At 68.7% G+C, this 20,847-nt stretch carries 17 protein-coding genes; 11 read left to right on the plus strand and 6 right to left on the minus strand.

The annotated features are described in order from the left end of the window. Positions 1-137: 137 nt before the first annotated feature. Genes tkt through pgl form a run of 6 tightly spaced genes read left to right on the plus strand, consistent with a single transcriptional unit; the run spans position 138 to position 8,291 of the window. Positions 138-2,228, plus strand: a complete 2,091-nt coding sequence (gene tkt / locus ACWGE0_RS37645) for a transketolase (protein WP_452265650.1) — start codon at positions 138-140, stop codon at positions 2,226-2,228. After that, positions 2,225-3,337: a transaldolase gene (gene tal / locus ACWGE0_RS37650; protein WP_452265651.1), complete on the plus strand. Its 1,113-nt coding sequence runs from the start codon at positions 2,225-2,227 to the stop codon at positions 3,335-3,337. Before tkt ends, tal begins: the two co-directional genes overlap by 4 nt. Before the next feature lie 25 nt (positions 3,338-3,362). Further along, on the plus strand, positions 3,363-4,949 hold the full coding sequence (locus ACWGE0_RS37655) for a glucose-6-phosphate isomerase (protein WP_452265652.1): 1,587 nt from the start codon (positions 3,363-3,365) through the stop codon (positions 4,947-4,949). A 50-nt stretch (positions 4,950-4,999) separates the two neighbouring features. Further along, on the plus strand, positions 5,000-6,487 hold the full coding sequence (gene zwf / locus ACWGE0_RS37660) for a glucose-6-phosphate dehydrogenase (protein ID WP_452265698.1): 1,488 nt from the start codon (positions 5,000-5,002) through the stop codon (positions 6,485-6,487). After that, the gene (gene opcA / locus ACWGE0_RS37665) at positions 6,484-7,515 is read left to right on the plus strand and encodes a glucose-6-phosphate dehydrogenase assembly protein OpcA (protein ID WP_452265653.1); all 1,032 of its coding nucleotides are present in this window, start codon (positions 6,484-6,486) and stop codon (positions 7,513-7,515) included. Before zwf ends, opcA begins: the two co-directional genes overlap by 4 nt. Then, positions 7,512-8,291 carry a 6-phosphogluconolactonase gene (gene pgl, locus ACWGE0_RS37670; protein ID WP_452265654.1) on the plus strand — a complete coding sequence of 260 codons (780 nt, stop codon included), beginning with the start codon at positions 7,512-7,514 and terminating at the stop codon, positions 8,289-8,291. Before opcA ends, pgl begins: the two co-directional genes overlap by 4 nt. Before the next feature lie 391 nt (positions 8,292-8,682). Here the strand turns inward: pgl and ACWGE0_RS37675 are convergent, their stop codons facing one another. After that, the gene (locus ACWGE0_RS37675) at positions 8,683-9,732 is read right to left on the minus strand and encodes a hypothetical protein (protein ID WP_452265655.1); all 1,050 of its coding nucleotides are present in this window, start codon (positions 9,730-9,732) and stop codon (positions 8,683-8,685) included. After that, positions 9,729-10,439, minus strand: coding sequence for a hypothetical protein (locus tag ACWGE0_RS37680; protein ID WP_452265656.1), 711 nt, complete (start codon positions 10,437-10,439; stop codon positions 9,729-9,731). Before ACWGE0_RS37680 ends, ACWGE0_RS37675 begins: the two co-directional genes overlap by 4 nt. Before the next feature lie 105 nt (positions 10,440-10,544). Between ACWGE0_RS37680 and ACWGE0_RS37685 the strand changes: the two genes are divergently transcribed. After that, complete coding sequence (locus tag ACWGE0_RS37685) at positions 10,545-13,472, plus strand: substrate-binding domain-containing protein (protein WP_452265657.1); 2,928 nt, start codon at positions 10,545-10,547, stop codon at positions 13,470-13,472. A gap of 9 nt (positions 13,473-13,481) precedes the next feature. Here ACWGE0_RS37685 and ACWGE0_RS37690 read toward each other — a convergent pair whose 3' ends face one another. Then, a complete protein-coding gene (locus tag ACWGE0_RS37690) occupies positions 13,482-13,871 on the minus strand; it encodes a response regulator (protein WP_452265658.1) in 390 nt (129 codons plus the stop codon). Positions 13,872-14,065: 194 nt separating this feature from the next. Between ACWGE0_RS37690 and ACWGE0_RS37695 the strand changes: the two genes are divergently transcribed. The 3 genes from ACWGE0_RS37695 to ACWGE0_RS37705 all read left to right on the plus strand — a co-directional run bounded on the left by ACWGE0_RS37695 (position 14,066) and on the right by ACWGE0_RS37705 (position 16,785). After that, positions 14,066-14,692, plus strand: a complete 627-nt coding sequence (locus tag ACWGE0_RS37695) for a DUF4360 domain-containing protein (RefSeq protein ID WP_452265659.1) — start codon at positions 14,066-14,068, stop codon at positions 14,690-14,692. A gap of 78 nt (positions 14,693-14,770) precedes the next feature. Further along, the gene (locus ACWGE0_RS37700) at positions 14,771-15,400 is read left to right on the plus strand and encodes a DUF4360 domain-containing protein (protein ID WP_452265660.1); all 630 of its coding nucleotides are present in this window, start codon (positions 14,771-14,773) and stop codon (positions 15,398-15,400) included. Between the two features lie 131 nt (positions 15,401-15,531). After that, positions 15,532-16,785 carry a sensor histidine kinase gene (locus tag ACWGE0_RS37705; RefSeq protein ID WP_452265661.1) on the plus strand — a complete coding sequence of 418 codons (1,254 nt, stop codon included), beginning with the start codon at positions 15,532-15,534 and terminating at the stop codon, positions 16,783-16,785. On the opposite strand, the gene ACWGE0_RS37710 is transcribed toward ACWGE0_RS37705, so the two are convergent. Then, the gene (locus ACWGE0_RS37710; protein ID WP_452265662.1) at positions 16,782-17,885 is read right to left on the minus strand and encodes an abortive phage infection protein; all 1,104 of its coding nucleotides are present in this window, start codon (positions 17,883-17,885) and stop codon (positions 16,782-16,784) included. The two genes, ACWGE0_RS37705 and ACWGE0_RS37710, sit on opposite strands and share 4 nt — an antisense overlap. A gap of 38 nt (positions 17,886-17,923) precedes the next feature. Here ACWGE0_RS37710 and ACWGE0_RS37715 point away from each other — a divergent pair, with 38 nt between their 5' ends. Then, positions 17,924-18,547: a TetR/AcrR family transcriptional regulator gene (locus ACWGE0_RS37715; RefSeq protein ID WP_452265663.1), complete on the plus strand. Its 624-nt coding sequence runs from the start codon at positions 17,924-17,926 to the stop codon at positions 18,545-18,547. Here ACWGE0_RS37715 and ACWGE0_RS37720 read toward each other — a convergent pair. Then, positions 18,534-20,132 (minus strand): serine/threonine-protein kinase, encoded by a 1,599-nt coding sequence (locus ACWGE0_RS37720; protein ID WP_452265664.1) that lies wholly within the window; start codon positions 20,130-20,132, stop codon positions 18,534-18,536. The two genes, ACWGE0_RS37715 and ACWGE0_RS37720, sit on opposite strands and share 14 nt — an antisense overlap. Continuing rightward, the gene (locus tag ACWGE0_RS37725; RefSeq protein WP_452265665.1) at positions 20,129-20,755 is read right to left on the minus strand and encodes a hypothetical protein; all 627 of its coding nucleotides are present in this window, start codon (positions 20,753-20,755) and stop codon (positions 20,129-20,131) included. Before ACWGE0_RS37725 ends, ACWGE0_RS37720 begins: the two co-directional genes overlap by 4 nt. Positions 20,756-20,847 lie beyond the last annotated feature (92 nt).

A 20,847-nucleotide genomic window follows, 5' to 3' on the forward strand; every position in this document is an offset into this window, starting at 1 on the left:
CCAGCTGGGACCTTTCAGAGCAACATCCTCAACTGTCAGGACTAGGCTTGGCCCTGGACGTGGGAGACACGCGGGTCAGGCCTTTCGGTATCGATACACCTGGCCCGTCCGAGCGACAAGAGTGGAGCTGTAAGTCCGTGACCGTCACCGACGACATCACCCGGCTCACGAAGGCCGATCTGCCCGACGACTGGACGGAACTCGACAAGCGCGCCGTCGACACCGCACGGCTGCTCGCGGCGGACGCGGTGCAGAAGGTCGGCAACGGGCACCCCGGCACCGCGATGAGCCTCGCGCCGCTGGCCTACACGCTGTTCCAGCGCGTCCTGCGGCACGACCCCGCCGACCCGGACTGGATCGGCCGCGACCGGTTCGTGCTGTCCGCGGGCCACTCCAGCCTGACCCTGTACGTGCAGCTGTTCCTCTCCGGCTACGGCCTGGAGCTGGACGACCTGAAGGCGTTGCGCACGTGGGGTTCCCGCACCCCCGGCCACCCCGAGCACGGGCACACCAGGGGCGTCGAGATCACGACCGGCCCGCTGGGCTCCGGTCTCGCCTCCGCCGTGGGCATGGCCATGGCCGCCCGCCGCGAGCGCGGCCTGTTCGATCCGGACGCACGCCCAGGTCAGAGCCCGTTCGACCACAACATCTACGTGATCGCCTCCGACGGTGACATCGAGGAGGGCGTCACCTCCGAGGCCTCGTCGCTGGCCGGCACGCAGCAGCTGGGCAACCTGGTCGTCTTCTACGACGACAACAAGATCTCCATCGAGGACGACACCACGATCGCGCTGTCCGAGGACACCGCGGCTCGCTACGAGGCCTACGGCTGGCACGTCCAGGTCGTGGAGTCCGGCGAGAACGTCAAGGGCATCCTCGAGGCGATCGAGAAGGCCAAGGCCGTCACCGACAAGCCGTCGTTCATCCTGCTGCGCACGATCATCGGCTTCCCGGCGCCGAAGAAGCAGAACACCGGTGCCGCGCACGGTGCCGCGCTGGGCGAGGACGAGGTCAAGGCCACCAAGGAGATCCTCGGGTTCGACCCCGAGCAGACCTTCGAGGTCTCCGACGAGGTCCTGAACCACACCCGCGAGGCCGTCAAGCGCGGCGAGCACGCCAAGGCGCAGTGGCAGCCGACGTTCGACGCGTGGGCGCAGGCCAACCCGGAGAACAAGAAGCTGCTCGACCGTCTCATCGCCCGTCAGCTGCCCGACGGCTGGGCCGACGCGCTGCCGGTGTACCCGGTGGACGCGAAGGGCGTCCCGACCCGCAAGGCCTCCGGTGAGGTCATCAACGCCCTCGCCGCCGCGCTGCCCGAGCTGTGGGGCGGTTCGGCCGACCTGGCCGAGTCGAACCTGACGACGATCAAGGGCGCCAAGTCGTTCGGCCCGGAGTCGATCTCCACCGGCATGTGGAAGGCCGACCCGTACGGCCGCGTGCTGCACTTCGGTGTCCGCGAGCACGCCATGGGCGCGATCCTCAACGGCATCGCGCTGCACGGCCCGACCCGCCCGTTCGGTGGCACGTTCCTCGTGTTCTCCGACTACATGCGTCCGTCCGTGCGACTCGCGGCGATCATGCAGGCGGCCGTCACCTACGTGTGGACGCACGACTCCATCGGCCTGGGCGAGGACGGCCCGACGCACCAGCCGATCGAGCATCTCGCCGCCCTGCGCGCGATCCCGGACTTCTCGGTCGTGCGCCCCGGCGACGGCAACGAGACCGCGTTCGCCTGGAAGGCCGTGCTGGAGCAGCTCGGCCCGGTCGGCCTCGCGCTGACCCGGCAGAACGTCCCGACGCTCGAGGGCACCTCGGCCGAGGGCGTGAAGCGCGGTGGTTACGTGCTCTTCGGTGACGACAACCCGGAGGTCGTGCTCATCGGCACCGGCTCCGAGCTGCAGATGGCGTACGAGGCTGGAAAGGTTCTGCAGGGCGAAGGCGTTGCAGTGCGTGTGGTCTCCATGCCGTCGATCGACTGGTTCGAAAAGCAGGACGCGGAGTACCGCGAGTCGGTCATCCCGTCGTCGGTGAAGGCGCGCGTCGCGGTGGAAGCCGGTATCGCGCTGCCGTGGTACCGCTACGTCGGCGACGCGGGCGAGATCGTGTCGATCGAGCACTTCGGCGCCTCGGCCGACTACCAGACGTTGTTCAAGGAGTTCGGCTTCACGACGGAGAACGTCGCCGCCGCCGCCCGCCGTTCCCTTGACCGAGTGAGGGGTAACAAGTGAGCAAGCCGAATCTCGCCGCTCTGTCCGGCGCCGGTGTCTCCATCTGGCTGGACGACCTGTCCCGCGAGCGACTCACCAGCGGCAACCTCGACGAGCTGATCCGCGACTGGAACGTCGTCGGTGTCACCACGAACCCGACGATCTTCGCGGGAGCGCTCTCGAAGGGCGAGTCCTACGACGAGCAGGTGCGTGAGCTCGCCAACCGGGGTGCCGACACCGAGGCGACCATCCGCGAGGTCACCACGACCGACGTGCGCAACGCGTGCGACAAGTTCCGCGACATCTACAACTCGACCAACGGTGTGGACGGCCGCGTCTCCATCGAGGTCGACCCGCGCCTGGCGTTCGACACGGACAAGACCGTGGCCGAGGCGCAGGACCTGTGGAAGACCGTGGACCGGCCGAACCTGCTGGTGAAGATCCCGGCCACCGAGGCCGGTCTGCCCGCGATCACCAAGACGATCGCCGAGGGCATCAGCGTCAACGTCACGCTGATCTTCTCCACCGAGCGCTACCAGGCCGTCATGGACGCCTACATCGCCGGTCTCGAGCAGGCCAAGGCGAACGGCCACGACCTGCGTTCGATCCACTCGGTCGCGTCGTTCTTCGTGTCCCGGGTGGACACCGAGATCGACAAGCGGCTCGACAAGATCGGCACGGACGAGGCGAACGCGCTGAAGGGCAAGGCCGCACTTGCCAACGCGTGGATCGCCTACGGAGCGTTCGAGAAGACGTTCCAGGGCGAGCGCTGGGAAGCTCTCAAGGCGGACGGCGCCAACGCGCAGCGTCCGCTGTGGGCGTCGACCGGAGTGAAGGACCCGAGCTACTCCCCCACCCTCTACGTCGACCAGCTCGTCGTCGCCGACGTCGTGAACACGATGCCGGAGAAGACGCTGCACGCGGTCGCCGACGGGGGCAAGATCGTCGGTGACACGGTCACCGGACGCGCCGCAGAGGGCCAGGAGGTGTTCGACAAGCTCGCCGCCGTGGGAATCGACCTCGAGGACGTGTTCAAGGTCCTCGAGACCGAGGGTGTCGAGAAGTTCGAGAAGTCCTGGGAAGAGTTGCTCGAGACGGTGACGAACCAACTGGCTCAACTGAAGGGCTGATCACGAAGTGACCTCCGTCGAAATCGTGAGGTCACCGAACGCCGACCAGGTCAGCATCATCGCTGCTGACCTGGTCGCGGATTCGGTGCCGAGCAAGCTGACCGCGCAGGACCCGACCCTGTGGGGGCCGGAAGCCGAGTCCGAGGCGAGCATCCGCCTCTCGTGGACGACGTTGCACGAGACGTCCCGTTCTTTGCTCCCCGAACTCGTCGCCCTGCGCGCCGATCTGCACGCCGAGGGCGTCGACCGCGTGGTGCTCGCCGGAATGGGTGGCTCGTCGCTGGCCCCCGAGGTGATCACGCGGACGCAGAACGTGCCGCTGATCGTGCTGGACACCACCGATCCCGCCCAGGTCGCCGACGCTCTCGCCGGTGATCTCGAGCGCACGGTGATCGTGGTGTCGTCCAAGTCCGGTGGGACCGTCGAGACCGACAGCCACCGGCGCATCTTCGAGAAGGCTTTCACCGACGCGGGCATCGACGCCGCGTCGCGAATCGTGGTGGTCACCGACCCCGGCTCGCCCCTGCAGAAGGCGTCCGAGGAAGCGGGCTACCGCAAGGTGTTCCTGGCCGACCCGAACGTCGGTGGCCGCTACTCGGCGCTGACCGCGTTCGGCCTGGTGCCGTCCTACCTCGCCGGCGCCGACGTCGAGTCGCTGCTGGACGAGGCGGCCGAGGTCGCGAAGCTCGTCTCGCAGGACTCGGTCGAGAACCCCGCCGTGATCCTGGCCGCGATCTTCGGTGCCGCGCACGCGCACGGCGCGGAGAAGATCGTGTTCGCCGACACCGGTTCCGGCATCGTCGGGTTCGGTGACTGGGCGGAGCAGCTGATCGCCGAGTCGACCGGCAAGAACGGCACCGGCCTGCTGCCGGTCGTCGTCGAGGGTCCCGGCGCTCCCGGTTTCGTGGACGCCCGCTCGGACGCCACGACCGTCGCGATCGGACCGGCCACCGGGTCGGCGAACGTGGCCGTCGAGGGCAAGCTGGGCGCGCAGATCCTGCTGTGGGAGTACGCGACCGCGCTCGTCGGCAAGGTGCTCGGCATCAACCCGTTCGACCAGCCCGACGTCGAGGCCGCGAAGAAGGCCTCCCGCGCGCTGCTCGACGCACCGGCCGCGGCGGCGACCATCCCGTCCTTTGTGGATGGACCGGTCGAGGGTCACGGCACCGACTGGGCTCCGCGCAAGGTGAACACCATCGCGGAAGCGCTTGCGGCGCTGGTTGAAGTGGCGCCCGACCACGGCTACATCTCGGTTCAGGCGTACTTGGACAGGATCGACGACGCGTCGTTCGCGTTGCTCCGGGCGGAGATCGCGAAGCGGACGCACCTGCAGACCACGTTCGGCTGGGGTCCGCGCTTCCTGCACTCGACCGGCCAGTACCACAAGGGCGGTCACCAGAACGGCGTGTTCATCCAGATCACCGGCGAGTCCGGTGACGACCTGGAGGTGCCCGGCCGTCCCTACACGCTGGCGCAGCTGCAGCTCGCGCAGGCACTCGGCGACGGTCAGGTGCTGGTCGAACACGGTCGGCCGGTTCTGCGGCTTCACCTCGAAGACCGCATCGCAGGTCTGGCCCAGCTCGTCGAGGCAGTCCAGGAGGACGGCTCGTGACCGCATCCGACAAGTGGCGCAACCCGCTGCGGGACGCGCGCGACAAGCGCATGCCCCGCATCGCGGGCCCGAGCGCGCTGGTCATCTTCGGCGTCACCGGTGACCTGTCGCGCAAGAAGCTCATGCCCGCGATCTACGACCTCGCGAACCGGGGTCTGTTGCCGCCGGGCTTCGGTCTCGTCGGCTTCGCCCGCCGCGACTGGGCCGACCAGGACTTCATGAAGGTCGTGCACGACGCGGTGAAGGAGCACGCGCGGACGCCGTTCAACGAGGCGGTCTGGCAGCAGCTCGCCGAGGGCATCCGGTTCGTGCAGGGCACGTTCGACGACGACCAGTCGTTCGACAACCTGGCCTCGTGCCTGGCCGCCCTGGACGCCGACCGCGGCACGGGCGGCAACCACGCGTTCTACCTGTCGATCCCGCCGGGCGCGTTCCCGACGGTGATCAACCAGCTCAAGCGCGCGGGCCTCGCCCAGACGGCTCCGGACCAGTGGCGCCGGGTCGTCATCGAGAAGCCGTTCGGTCACGACCTCAAGTCCGCCAAGGAACTGAACCGGACGGTCAACGAGGTCTTCCCCGAGGAGTCGGTGTTCCGCATCGACCACTACCTCGGCAAGGAGACCGTGCAGAACATCCTGGCGCTGCGGTTCGCGAACCAGCTGTACGAACCCATCTGGAACGCGAACTACGTCGACCACGTGCAGATCACCATGGCCGAGGACATCGGTCTCGGCGGCCGCGCGGGGTACTACGACGGCATCGGCGCGACGCGGGACGTCATCCAGAACCACCTGCTGCAGCTGCTCGCACTGATCGCGATGGAGGAGCCCGTCTCCTTCAAGCCGACCGATCTGCGCGCGGAGAAGGTCAAGATCCTCTCGGCGACGCGTCCCGCGGAACCGTTCGAGGATACCACCGCGCGCGGTCAGTACTCCGGTGGCTGGCAGGGCGGTCAGAAGGTGCCCGGCCTGCTGGAGGAGGGCGGCTTCTCGCCCGAGTCGAAGACCGAGACGTTCGGCGCGATCACCTGCGAGATCAACACCCGTCGCTGGGCGGGGGTGCCGTTCTACCTGCGCACCGGCAAGCGCCTGGGCCGTCGCGTCACCGAGGTCGCCGTCGTGTTCAAGCGGGCGCCGCACCTGCCGTTCGACGACACCGCGACCGAGGAGCTCGGCCAGAACGCCCTGGTGGTCCGGGTTCAGCCGGACGAGGGCGTGACCATCCGGTTCGGCTCGAAGGTGCCGGGCAACACGATGGAGGTCCGCGACGTCACGATGGACTTCGGCTACGGCCACTCGTTCACCGAGTCGTCGCCGGAGGCCTACGAGCGGCTGCTGCTCGACGTGCTGCTCGGTGAGCCGTCGCTGTTCCCGAAGAACGACGAGGTCGAGCTCTCCTGGGAGATCCTCGACCCGATCCTCGACTTCTGGGCGCGCAAGGACGAACCCGCGCTCGAGAAGTACAAGGCTGGAACCTGGGGCCCGCCGTCGGCGGACGCGATGACCGCCAGGACCGGAAGGCACTGGAGGCGTCCGTGATCATCGACCTGCCCTCGACCACCACGTCCCAGATCAACTCGCGGCTGGTCCGCCTGCGGGACGAGGGTGGCGCCACGACGCTGGGCCGCGTGCTCACGCTCGTGATCGTCACCGAGGACGGCCAGCGCACCGACGCCGCGATCGACGCGGCCAACGACGCCTCGCGCGAGCACCCGTGTCGCGTGATCGTCGTGGCCCGCGGCGCTCGCCAGGCGGCACCTCGCCTGGACGCGCAGATCCGCGTCGGCGGCGACGCGGGCGCCTCGGAAGTCGTTGTTCTTCGTCTGTACGGAGAACTGGCCAAGGAAGGCGCCTCGTGCGTCATGCCGCTGCTGCTGCCGGACACCCCGGTCGTGGCGTGGTGGCCGTTCGACGCGCCGGTGTCGCCGTCGAAGGACCCGATCGGCCAGCTCGCCCAGCGCCGCATCACCGACGCGGCCGCCGAGAAGAACCCGATCAAGGCCCTGGAGTCCCGCCGCGCGCACTACGCGCCCGGCGACACGGACCTGGCGTGGACGCGTCTGACGTTGTGGCGCGCCATGCTGGCGGCCTCGCTGGACCTGCCGCCGTACGAGAAGATCATCGACGCCGAGGTGACCGGTGAGGCCGACTCGCCGTCCACCGACCTGCTGGCCGCCTGGCTGACGGATCGCCTGAAGGTCCCCGCGAAGCGCTTCAAGGCGACCTCGGGCGAAGGCATCGTGCAGGTCAAGCTGGACCGCGCGTCCGGTGCCGTCGAACTGCTCCGCCCGGACGGCAAGGTGGGCACGCTCGCGCAGCCCGGCCAGCCATCGCGCCGGGTGGCGTTGCAGCGCCGTTCGATCCGCGACTGCCTCGCGGAGGAACTGCGTCGTCTCGACCCGGACGAGGTCTACGCCGCGGCGCTGAAGTCGCTGGCGAAGGTAACCAAGGGCCGCACGCATTCCGCGTCGAAGCCCGCGGACGAGGCTTCCGCCGAGGAGTCCGCCAACGGCAAGGCCCCGGCCGCCGCCGCTGCGAAGAAGTCCAAGGCGAAGGCGAGTTCGTGAGCAATCCACAAGTGGTGGTCCACCGCGACGGCGACCTGCTGGCCGCCGCCGCGGCGGCCCGCCTGGTCACCCGCATGGTCGACGCCCAGGCCGCCCGCGGCTACGCGTCCGTTGTGCTGACCGGGGGCCGCACCGGCACCGCCGTCCTGGACCACCTGAACCGCAACGCCGCCCGCGACGCCGTGGACTGGTCCCGCGTGGACCTGTACTGGGGCGACGAGCGCTTCCTGCCGTCCGGTCACGCGGACCGCAACGAAACGCAGGCCCGCGCGGCTCTGCTGGACCACGTGCCGGTGGACCCCTCACGCGTGCACGTGATGGAACCGTCGGACGGCAAGTTCGGCGACGACCCCGAGGCCGCCGCCGAGGCCTACGCCTCACTGCTGGCGTCCCTGGCCCGGCCGGAGGACCACGGCGACGTGCCCACGTTCGACGTCTGCATGCTGGGCGTCGGCGAGGAGGGCCACGTGGCCTCGGTCTTCCCCGCTTCGCCTGCCGTGTACGAGAAGGAGCGGACCGTCGTCGCCGTCCGCAACTGCCCGAAGCCACCACCCACACGCGTGTCGCTGACGTTGTCGTCGGTGCGCCGCGCCCAGGAGGTGTGGCTGATGACCACCGGCGAGGCCAAGGCCGCCGCGGTGGCCATGGCGCTGTCGGGTGCCGGCGAGGTGCAACTGCCGGCCGCCGGTGCCTCGGGCAAGCGCCGGACGTTGTGGCTGCTGGACACGGCGGCCGCGTCGAAGGTGCCCACCCTGTTCAAACCACCACTGGCGTGATCAGGCCCCCGGTTCACGCCGGGGGCTTTTCAGTTGGCTGGTCCGCCGCACGCACGACGGGATGTGAGATCGGCATCCCCGCCAAGAAGCGCGCCAGGGCCCGGATCTCGCCGTAACCCCTCGTTGATCCACCACTGCAACGCCTCCAGCAACTGCGGCCCGTACCCGAGATCGGCCGCGACCCGTTCCGCGTGCAGCTCCGCCGCCTGCTCGTCAACGCCGTTAACAACGCCATGACCGGCACCAACAACAACCACGGGCTGGCAGCCCAACGCTACGAGGACGAGCCCACTCCCACACGTGCGGCTGGTGACCGGGCTGAACCGGGTGCAGGCGCGGGAGTTCTACGCCGCCAACGGGTACGAGGTGCGCAAGGAGCAGACCAACCTCATCAAGTGGTGGAGCTGAACAGGTTCTCCATCACGTGCACCGGCAACGACGGGTTCGCCGCCGCCGCCTCACCGGCGTACGGATCGGCGACCAGCTCGACCAGCGCCGCCACCGGAAGATCCGGGCGGGCGGCGGCGAGGCGGCGGGCTTCGCGGTCTCCCCGGCACAACAGCACCGTCTCGACGGAAGCGTTGGGGTGCTTGGCGATCACGCGGTAGGCACGTCCTGTGGTCCGGGCGTCGCGGGCCAGGAGGTCCAGCAGTTCCGGTGTGCAGTTCGGGTTCTGCGCGACGCCGGCGAACACCTTCGGGCCGTGGCGGTCGACCAGAGTTTCGAGCCGCGAGGCGGTGACCGCGGGGTTGGCGGCAACGACCGCGGCCACGTCGGGTTCGGGGTCGCCCAGGAGCAGGTCGAGCACGTCGCCGGGCAGGTCGTGACGCCACGCGGCCAGCAGCCGGACCGGTGTCGCGGCAGAGGAGGCAAGTGCGCGGAGCTCGGCCTCCGAAGCCACGGCCACACGCGGCACCGGCGAAAGGGTCGTCAGCGCGACGAAGGAAACGAGCAGGTCCAGCGGAATCGAGCGGTTCCTCACCACGACGCGCCGCGTCTCGCGGTCCGACTTGGCCGCCAGTTCCCGCAGAACCGCCTCCGGCGCCGCGGGATTGCCCGCGACGATGTGGCGGACACCGTCGTCGGCGTCCTTGGCCAGCCGCTCCCACGCCCACTGCGGCAGGTTTCTCCGGCGGGCCACGACGTGGCGGATCGACGAGTTCGGGTGGCGCATGAGTTCGGCCAGCACCGAGGGCGCGACGGTCTCGTCAGCAGCCTGCTGAAGTGCCGCATCGAACTCCGAGGTGGGCGGTTCGAGCTCGCAGTCGGTCTCGATCAGCGTCCGCTCGCTCCTGGCCGCCAGCACGCCCGCTTGCTCCGGGGACAGGTCGCTTCTGCTCGCCAGCACCAGGTCCAGGTGGTGGTCGCCCACGGCGATCAGCCGCTCCAGCAACTCCGTTGGCAGCGACGGATTCCGCGCGAGTCCGTGCAGAGCGTTCACGAGAGCAGTTCCGCGGCCGTCTCGGCCACGCCGGGATCGGCGTCCGCTGCCAGCGCGCGCAGCAGACGTTCTGGCGTGGCGGGGTTGGCGGCCACCGGCAGGCGCACCACGCGTTCGGGGTCCGCGGCGAGCAGTTCGTAGGTCTCGGGCGGCAGGTCGGTGCGGAGGGCGGCGGCCCGGCGGACCGTGAACGACGGGTGCGTGGCCAGGCGGGCGACGACCTCGGCGGGTGTGGCCGGGTTCGCGGCCAGGGCGAACGAGACGTCGTCGTCGGCGCTCATCTCGGCGAGCAGCTGTGGTGGCAGCGAAGTGTTGCGCGCCAAGCCTCTGCGGACGCGGCGGTCCGGGTGCCGGCTCAGTTCGGCGGCCAGGTCGCCGGGGAGCCGCCGGTACTCGGCGAGCGCGGTCACGATGAGGACGTTCGGGTCGTGCGCGAGTGAGTCCAGCAGGTCGGCGGGCAGGTCCTCGGCTCTCACCAACAGGTAGCGGAGGCTGGGATCAGCGGCGAGGGCGTGCAGGCCGGCGGGGTCGACGCGGCCGCGGGACAGCAGCGGGCCGATCACCTTCGGATCGCCGGTGCCCACCAGCGTGCGCACCTGGTCAGGCGAAAGGTCATCGCGCCGCGACAGGGTCATCCGCACCCGCGGGTCCTCCATGGCGGCCAGCTCGTCGAACCGCGCGGGCGGCAACGCGGGATCGCCCGCCAACGCCCGTATTGACGCCCAATCCATTGAATTGCCCCCAAGTAACGAGCCCAGCATTCCCCCCGACAACGCGTATCATCCCGAATCGCGTTGAGTAGCGGGGGTTTTGTGGCAGACGGCAGTGCGAAGCGACGTCCCACCATCGGGATGATCACCGCGGGTCCGCTCATCGAGCTCGCGGGCGAGCAGTGGCGTGGTGTCAGCAACGGCGCTCAGCACCTCGGCTGCGACCTCGTGTGCTTCGTGGGCAGCGAACTCAACCATCCGGCGTTGCACAAGCGCCGGGCGAACACGGTCTATGACCTGATTTCGCCGAACAGGATCGATGCGCTCGTCGTGTGGACTACGCGCGTGGGGCAGCTCATCGGGTCCGACGGCATGGAAGAGTTCGTCAAGCAGTACGCGCCCATGCCGATCGTGAGCGTCGAGACGAACCTCGCCCAGTGGCCGACCATCCTGATGGACAACCGCGACGGGATGCGGCAGGCCGTCGATCACCTCATCGAGGTGCACGGCAGACGCAGGATCGCGTTCGTCCGGGGGCCGCAAACGCATGCGGGCGCCCGGGACCGGTTTCTGGGCTACGCCGATTCGTTGCGCAAGCACGGGATCCCGTTCGATCCCTCGCTCGTCACGATGCCGGGGTCGTTCATCTGGGAACCGAACGGCGCGGCCGAGTCCGTGCGCAAGATGTTCGCGCAGATCAAGGAACCGCCGGACGCCGTCGCCGCCGCGAACGACGACTACGCGATCGGCGTCGTGTCCGCGCTGGAGGAGCTGGGCTTCCGCACGCCGGAAGACATCGCGGTGGTCGGCTACGACAACCACACGAACGTCCGCACGCACGACCTCGGCTACGGCAATCCGGTGTCGCGGGTGCAGCGCGAGGTGAACATCGACGCGGCGACGCCCGCGTTCACGACCGTGCGGGCGCCGTTCCTGGAGATGGGTTTCCGGGCCGCCGAACTGGCGGTGGCGCTGGTGCGGGGCGAGCCCACCCGCCAGCAGCAGATCATGGCGACCGAGTTGATCGTGCGGAGGTCGTGCGGCTGCCTGCCGTCCGGGCTGGGTGACCACGCCCCCGCGCACGACCGGTTGAACATCAACGAGTCCGCGACCGCGTCCACCGTCGCCGACCACCTGCGCGACTCGCTCGGGCCGCCGTCGGCCAAGCTGCCGGAGGGCTGGGCCGAGCAGCTGGTCGTGGAGCTGATGGCGGCGGGTCGCGGTGAGGTCGAGGGCGCGGAGTTCCTCGAGCTGCTCGCCGAGTACATCCGCACGAGCGCGCGCGCCGGGTCCGAAGCGGCACAGTGGTGGCCACCGCTGTTCGACCTGCATCGGTTCGTGACGGCGCGAATCAGTGACGCGACGATAATCAACGACCTGTGGCTGCGCGTGCAGTTGCTTCTGGGCGATGCGTTCGCCACCGACGCACGCTTCAAGTACCTCTCGCACGAGCGCCACGACCAGACGGTGCGTGAAGCAGGGCAACGACTCATAGCGTCACGGGACGTGGACGAGCTGACCAACGCCCTCAGCGAGGAACTCCCCCGGCTCGGCATCCCCGGCTGTCACGTCATGGCGTACGACACGCCAGGCACGGCGCGCGCGCTCGTCCGGTTCGAGGGCAACGAGCTCAAAGACGTTCCGGACACCCCGTTCCCCACCATCAACCTCACGCCGTACCCGTTCCGCCGCGTCACCCCGTTCAGCGCGCTGGTCGCGCCGCTGTACACCGACGAGGACCACCTCGGATACGTGATCTTCGAGGAGGGCCCGGAGCCCGGCTGGATCTACGAGGCCGTGCAGCAGCAGCTCAGCAGTGCGCTGCGCACGATCCGTCTGATGCAGGAACTGAAGGACGCGCGCGCACGGTTGGAAGAGCGCGTTGGCGAGACCGAAGCACAGCTGCGGCACGCGCAGAAGATGGAAGCCATCGGCAGGCTGACCGGTGGCATCGCGCACGACTTCAACAACATCCTCACGGTCGTGAACGGCAACAGCGAGATGCTGCTGCGACGCACCCTTCAGGACGATCCGCGCCGCGCGGCGATCGAGGACATCCGGCACGCGGGCGAACGGGCCGCGAACCTCACGAGGCAGCTGCTCGCGTTCACCCGCCAGCAGGTCCTGCACCCGGAGTCGTTGGACCTCAAGCAGAATCTCACCAAAGTGCACTCGATGCTGCGCACGCTCGTTGGCGACCACATCGAGTTGGAGATGCATCTGCCAGAAGACGTCGCACGGGTGTGGGCGGACGCGGGCCAGGTCGAACAGATCCTGTTCAACCTGGCGGTCAACTCACGGGACGCGATGCCTGACGGCGGCACGCTCGTCGTGTCGATCGAGGACGCCACGCTCGGTGCCGGCGACACCGGCCGGATCGTCGGCGTGCGGCCGGGCGAGTACGTCCTGATGCGCGTCCAGGACACCGGCGCGGGCATGGCACCGGACGTGCGGGCGCAGGTGTTCGAGCCGTACTTCACCACCAAACCGGTCGGCAAGGGCACCGGGCTAGGCCTGTCCACGGTGTTCGGCATCGTGCAGCAGTCCGGCGGGCAGATCGAGGTGATCAGCGCGCTCGGCAGCGGCACGACCGTCGAGGTCTATCTGCCCGTGCCGCACGAACGCGACGGTACGCCCGAAGCACCGTGCGCGCGCCGCACCACCTCACACCAAGGTGCGGGCACCGTGCTGCTGGTGGAGGACGACGCGCAGGTGCGGATCATGACCCGCCGGTCGCTGGAGACCGCGGGCTACGCGGTGATCGAGGCGAGCGACGGCCAGGAGGCGCTGCAGCTCGCCACGGCGCACCGCAGCACGATCGACCTCGTGCTCACCGACGTCGTGATGCCGAAGATGGGCGGTCCGGAGCTCGTCCGGTTGCTGCGCTCGACCGGCGCGGCGCCCGCGGTGATCTACATGTCGGGCTACACGACCGACGAGGTCCTCGACGACGAGGTGCTGATCACCAAGCCGTACGTGGAGAGCGACCTGCTGGAACGCGTCCGTGAGCTGCTGAACCAGAACGCCTGAGCCCCTGAGTCAGGACGCCTGGGCCCGCTTCGCGACGGCGAGACGGACCGCCGCGTCCAGTGCCTCGATGCGGAACGGCTTCTGCAGGTACTCGGCGATCTCGTGGCCCGCGAACCGGCGCTCCAGCGACGTGCGGTCGTAGCCGCTGGTCAGCACGACCGGCACGAGCAGGTCCTCGCGCTCGACCTGGGCCAGCACCTCTTCCCCGGAGAGCCCCGGCATGCTGTGGTCGAGCAGCATCGCGCCGATCTCCGCGCTGCGGTCGCGCAGGATCGCGATCGCCTCGACGCCGTCGCTCGCCTGCAGCACGGAGAAGCCGAGCTCCTCGAGCAGGCTGACGGTGTACCTCCGCACGGGGTCCTCGTCCTCGACCACGAGCACCAGTCCGGCTTGCGACATGCGCGTCAGTATGCCGGAAACTATTCGTTCCCTCAGCACCAGGTCACCATCTATTTCTGGTAATTCTTCACGAACTGCTCCATCAGGATGACATGGGCCATTTGGATCACACCAATGGTTGAGGGTCTGCGCTAATCTTCGCGGCACCGCCGCCGCGCCACGCCGAGAAAGAGGCACCAGGAAAGGCCAACTTCATGCGTAAAGCGACGGCAGCAGCCGCTCTGGCCGTGCTGTTCACATTGTCGTCCACACCCGCACACGCAGCGACGGTTCCTTCGGAGCGCGTGACGATCGACGTGGTGACGGTGAACGGTTCCGGGTGCACGCAGGGCACCGCAGAAGTGATCGTCTCACCGGACAACACCTCGTTCTGGGTGATCTACAGCGACTACCTCGCCCAGGCGGGCAAGGGTGCCGGCGGTACCGACTTCCGGAAGAACTGCCAGCTCAACCTGCAGATCAACGTGCCACAGGGCTTCACGTACGGCATCGCGGAAGCGACCTACGGGGGCTTCGGGCACATCGAGCGCGGCGCCATCGGGTACCAGTCGGTGAATTACTACTTCCAGGGTCAATCGGCCACCACCACGTGGAAGCACGCCTTCAACGGGCCGTTCGACGACAACTGGACGATCACCCACAAGACCGAGTTCTCAGAGATCGTCTGGGCGCCGTGCGGCGAGAAGCGGAATCTCAACGTCAACAGCGCACTGCGCGTTGACAAGGGTACCTCGGACGCCAATACAAACAGTTTCATGACGATGGACTACCAGCGTGGAGAAGTGCGCACCCTGCATCACTTCTCGTGGAAGCGCTGCTGATTTTTTCAAAGGCCGCCGCCACCTTCTCCGCCACCGCCGCCACCCCCACCCTGCGAGACGCGTCGGAAAGGTACCCCCATGCTCAACGTGGTTGCCGCTGCCCTGCTGGCCTCGTCCATCATCATCCCGCCCGGCGCCCCCAACGAGACGCCGCCGCCCGACCACATCACCATCGACGTCGTCACGATCAACGGCTCCGGCTGCCCCGCCGGCACCGCGGCCGTCGCGGTGTCCGAGGACAACAAGGCGTTCACGGTCACCTACAGCGACTACCTGGCCCAGGTCGGCGTCGGCGCACGACCGACAGACCTGCGCAAGAACTGCCAGCTCAACCTGCGGGTCAACGTGCCGCAGGGCTTCACCTACGGCATCGCTCAAGCCGACTACAGAGGTTTCGCGCACCTGGAGCGCGGCGCCTACGCGATCGAGAAGGCCAACTACTACTTCCAGGGCATGTCTCAGACCGAGTCCATCTCCCACCGGTACAACGGCCCCGTCAGCGACGACTGGCAGGCCACCGACACGACCGAAGTGGCCGCGATCGTCTACTCCCCGTGCGGCGAGAAGCGGAACTTCAACATCAACACGGAGCTCCGGGTCTACGCCGGCTCGTCCAACACCGCCACGACGACGAGCTTCATGACGATGGACTCGACGGACGGCAACCTCGAGACGACCTACCATTTCGCCTGGAAGACCTGCTCGTAGCAGTGCTGTGACTACCGCACGCGCCTGCCGTGGCGTGTGCGGTAGCACATATGTGAGCCGACAGCCGTACAGATTCGCGTGTGAGGACGTCTTACCCCTTGACGGGGCAGGTCGGGGTAAAGGGGCAGCCAATGCCAACCGCCGCATATGCGCAGTACGGTGAGGATCGAACGGCTCACAGGGGAGGTCGGATCCTGACCACGACGCTGCTTCCGGCGAGACGGCCGGAGGAGACCGCGGCCGGTTCGCGCTGGCCGCGCGTCGGCGACATCCGGCTGATTCTGGTCGACGCGGCGCTGATCTTCTTCGCCGTGCTCGACGTCTGGCTGTACGGGCTGTGGCTGGAGGCCGATCCGGTCCCCGGCTTCCCCGCGGTCGAGAGCTACCAGGTCTGGCTGAATTGGGTCGCGGTCGGCGCGCTGCTGCTGCGCCGGCGATTCCCGTTCATCACCCTCGTGCTGACCATCCCCGGTTTCTTCGTCGGCTGGGCCCAGCTCGCCGCGATGATCGCCCTGTACTCGGTGGCCCGCCGGTACGTCGGCGGATGGCAGACCGGGCTCGCGGCCGCCCTGGTGTGGCTCTGCCGGTTCGTGGCCTGGCCACCGCAGGAGCTGATCGACCGGCCCGCGTCCGGCCACTTCCACTCGGCCATCTACGGCTTCCTCGTGGCGGGCCTGCCGATCGCGATCGGCCTGCTGGCCCACGCACGGGTGGAACTGTCGGACCGCATCTCTGAGCTGGCCGAGTCGCGCGAGAGAGAGCGTGTGCTGCACGCGCACGCCATCCGAGCGGACGAACGGGCAAAGCTCGCCCGCGAGATGCACGACGTCGTATCGCACCAAGTCAGCCTCATCGCCATGCAGGCGGGTGCGCTGCGGATGGCCGTGGTCGACGCCGAACACAAACAGGTCGCCGGCACCATCCGCACGTTGTCCACCCGCACGCTCGACGAACTCCGTCAGCTCGTGTCGGTCCTACGCACCACTGAGGACACCCAGCCCAGCCTCGACGAGCTGCCCGAACTGGCCGCCGACGCGGGCTTCGAGGTGTCCGTGCAGGTCAAGGGGCCGATAGAGGACCTCGACGCACCGGTGTCCGGCGCCGTCTACCGGACGGTGCAGGAGGCCCTGACCAACATCCGCAAGCACGCCGTCGGGGCGAGCGCGACCGTGCTGATCGACGCGCACGAGGAAGACGTGCTCGTCGAGGTGCGCAACACGGCCGCGTCCAGCCCCTCATCGACCCTGCCCAGCGGAGGCCACGGCCTCGTCGGTCTCCGCGAACGCGCCACCCTGCTCGGCGGCGAGTTCTCGGCGGGACCGACCGACGAGGGCGGCTTCCTGGTGTCAGCGTCGTTCCCGAAACAGCGAACGGTGTCTGACTAGCGGTTGTGCCGCTTGAACGCGTGGAAGGACTGCTTGGGCTCCAACCGGTACCGCGAGTTGTCGTCGTCGAACCGCTCACGGATCGGCCTGAGCAGTCCGTACGAAGCCATGTCGTAGTCGCGGTCGCGGCACGTCGGGTGGTGCGGTGCGTCCGGCGTGATGACCGAGTACAGGTGCGCGCCCTCCATGTCGCGTTGCGCGCTGAACACACGCAACATCCGTGCGATGTGCTCGGCCTGTTCGCGTTCGTTGCGCTCGTAGCCCGGCTTGATCACCGGCGGGTCGGCTTCGTAGTCGACGATGTCCCAGCCCATGCCGCCGGCCGTGGCCGCGCCGGTGAACGTGCAGCTGCCGAACTCCAGGACCATCAACGGCTTGTTCCAGCGCCGGTACTGGTCGAGGTCCTTCGTGTACTCGTCGTCGGTCGCGAAGTACGGGTAGTAGTCGAGGCCGACGATGTCGAACAGCGACCAGTCGTTCCACTTCGCGTCGGCGCCCGCGGCGGCGCCGTAGGTGATGCGGCCGTGGAACTCGCGGCGAGTCACCTCGACCGCGCGGACCATGAACTCGCGGAACCGCCGGACGATCGCGGGCCACTCGGCCTGCGGGATCGACTCGATGTTCTCGATCCGCTCCAGGAACGTGGCGCCGGGGATGATGCCCGGCGTGAACAGGAAGTGCTCGCAGCCGGTGACGAACTTGACGTTGTCGCCGCGCCGCTTGCGCTCGGCGGTGCGGGCGGCCTCCGCCAGGTGGGCGAGGATCTCCTCCTGAGGGTGGTCGTAGAGACGGGGCTGGACGAACACCTGCATGCCCCGGCGCAGGGCCGCGTCCGTCGTCTCGGCGAGGCGGCCGAGGTCGGTGCCGAACGCGGTGATGGACGGGCAGCGCAGCTCGTTCGCGATCATGGCGATCTCGCGTTCCAGCTGCTGGCGGCTCCACCGCACCCGGCTCAACGGGTTCCCCACCGCGTGCAGGACGCCGGTGTCGTAGCAGACGCCCCCGCGCAGCTTGCCCGCCGCTGACGCGGTACCTGCACCCAGTCCCACCAGCGCCGCAGCGCCTAAAGCGGACTTCAGGAACACCTTTCGACTGAACATCGTTCCCCCTGACTAGTTGCTCAACTAGGCTACTGGTCATGCAACCAGAAAATGAGTCGAGCGGCCAGGGGAGGCGAAGCTTCATCGAACAAGCCCGCCGCGGGCAGATCGTGGCGGCGACGATCGAGACCATCGCCGAGATCGGGTACGCCAAGGCGTCGTTCGTGCAGATCGCGCGGCGGGCGGGCATCAGCCCGGGGCTCATCACGTACCACTTCGCCAAGCGCGAGGAGCTGATGAAGCAGGTCATGCTGACCGTGCACGACTCGATGGAGCAGGCGCTCAGCTCACGCGCGGAAGGCTCCGAGAGCTACTGCGCCGCGTTGCGCGGCCTGATCGAGGGGTTCGTGCACTACTGCGCCGAGCACCCGGCCGAGCTGGTCGCGATCAGTCAGATCGCGGCGGCCGCACGGGACGCCGAGGCCGCGCGGGCGTGGTCGAAGGAGCAGAACGCGAGCACGCTGACCGAGCTGGAGGACATGTTCCGCGAGGGCCAGGAGTGCGGGGAGTTCCGGGACTTCGCGCCACGGGTGATGGCGGTGTCGGTGATCGCCGCGATGGAGGCCAGCCCGGCCGAGCTGTGGGCCCGGCCGGACACCGATGTCACCCAGTACGCGAAGGAGCTCGCGGACCTGTTCGAACGGGCGGTCAAGCGCGCTTAGAGGCCAGCGACGCACTGATGGACGCCGCCGCCCCGAGCACACCGCACGTGAGCGCGATCGGCAGCGTCGGCTCGTGTGTCAGCAACACGGACGCGAGCAGCCACACGGCCAGACCAAGCCCGAACCCGAGCGGTACCGACGCGATCACGGCGGCCACCCCGGTCTGCCGCTTCCGCAACGCCCTCAGGTTCGACTCCAGGTACGCCAGCGTGAAGAGCAGCAACAGCGCCGAGCCGGTACCCATCAAACTCAGCCACGGCGTCTGGTTCGAGACGAGCAGGAACTCACGCCCGTCCACGGACGCCGTCACCGCCCCGCCGACGATCCACCGCGTGGCGCCGGGCAGCACGAACCCCTCCGGTCCACCCTGGACGTTCGCCAGTTCGAGCCCGGCGAGGCTCACCACGAGCTGGGTTCCCTGCTCCTTGACCGGATCCGCGAGGCTCTGGCTGACCTCGGTCAGCTGCCGGCCGGACACGACGAACGGCAGGACGACCATCGCGATCAGGGCGACCGCCGCCACCAGCCACAGCGCCCACGGCGTCGACGGCGGCCTGATCACCGACGCGGCCGGCACCAGCGTGCTGCTGCCGCTGAGCCGCGCGGCGGGGACCGGGTCCACCAGCGTCGCCCGGATCGGCTGCTGCGAGAGCGAGACCGTGTCGCGGTCGACCGGTCGCAACGACGGGCGGGTGGACGACGCCGACACCTGCGGTGCGAGGTGCACGGGGATTCCCAGGCGCGTCAACCAGTCCGGCCCGAACAGGTGGCCCGCCGCGGCCGACAGGTCGATCGCGAACCTCTCGGCGTTGCGGTACCGCGCGTCCGGCTCCCGCGCGATGCTGCGCATCACCACGCCCGCAAGGGGTTCCGGCACGTTCTGCAACGGCCGCGGGTCCTGGTAGACCCGCTTCTGGATCATCGCGATCGGGCCGCCACCGCGTTCGAACGGCAGATCGCCGCACAACAGCTCGTAGAGCACCGTGCCGGTCGCGTAGACGTCGGCGGCGGGCGTAAGTGCGTTGCCCATCGCCTGTTCCGGCGCGATGTACGCGGGCGTGCCGAGCACCGCACCGCCGTGCGTCACGAGCGTCGCACCCTCCGACACCACCTGTGAGATGCCGAAGTCCGCCACCTTCACCACGCCGTTCGAGGTGAAGAGCAGGTTCTTGGGCTTCACGTCGAGGTGCAGCACGCCGGCCTCGTGCGCCGCGTGCAGGCCCGACAACGCCGCCAGCACGATCCCGCACGACTGCTGCGCGGTCAGGCCGTCCGTCGCGAACCGCGACCAGACCGTGCCCCCGTCGAGGCGCTCCATCACCAGCAGGTGCTCGCCCTGCTGCCGCACGTAGTCGTACACCGGCACGATGTGCGGATGATCAAGGCGGGCAAGGAGTCTCGCCTCGTGCTCGAACCGCTCGCTCATCCGCGGGTCCTCGGCCACCGCGTGCGGCAGCCGTTTGATCGCGACGGGCCGGCCCAGCTGACGATGCATGCCGCCGTACACGACACCCATCCCGCCCTCGCCGATCTGCTCGCCGACGGCGTACTGAGGCAGGGCGGCGACCACACTGGACAGAGTCACCGTTGAATCCTCACGGTATCCACTTCGGACGGTGGCCGTTGTTCACCAGGATGTGGTGTCACATAGCCAAGAACAAACGCGGCGGCCGCGGCCCCCACGATGAACGGGATCTCGGCCGTCGGCGACGGCGCCACCAATCGCAGCACTGACAACGAGATCACCGCCACGAGCCCGGTCCCGATCCCGGCGGGCAGGAACCGCATCGCCCGCTGCCAGCGGTTCGCGGGCAGCCGCCGCCGGGCCAGCGCGATCAGCGCGCCCGCCCACGACAACCCCGTCAGCACGAGCACGCCCAGCCCGAACGCCCCGTACACGGACCACAGCGAGCCTCTGACGTCCCCGGTCGTCTCCACGGACGCGATGGTGTCGCGCTGGACGTCGATGATCTCGACCGTGACCGGAAGGAGACCGATCGCCTGCGAGCCGAGGTCGGTGGGCTCGAGCGGGAACGACCGGGTCTCCGAGGACTTCGCCGGCACGTCGAACGGAACCGTTGTGTCATAGGCGAAGAAGGTCAACGCGAGCGCGGTGCCGCTGATCCGGACGGTCTTCACGCGCTGCAGGGTGTTCGTGTTGTTGCGGACCGTGACGGAGACTCGCGCGGTGTTGGAAGGGTCCAGCACCAGATTCCCTACTCCAACCGGCCTACCGTCCACATCGGCCTCGAGCACAACCGACCCGTCCTGTGCGGAGGCTGTTGAGGGAAGCAGCATAA

This window comes from Lentzea sp. NPDC054927 (genome assembly GCF_053610285.1).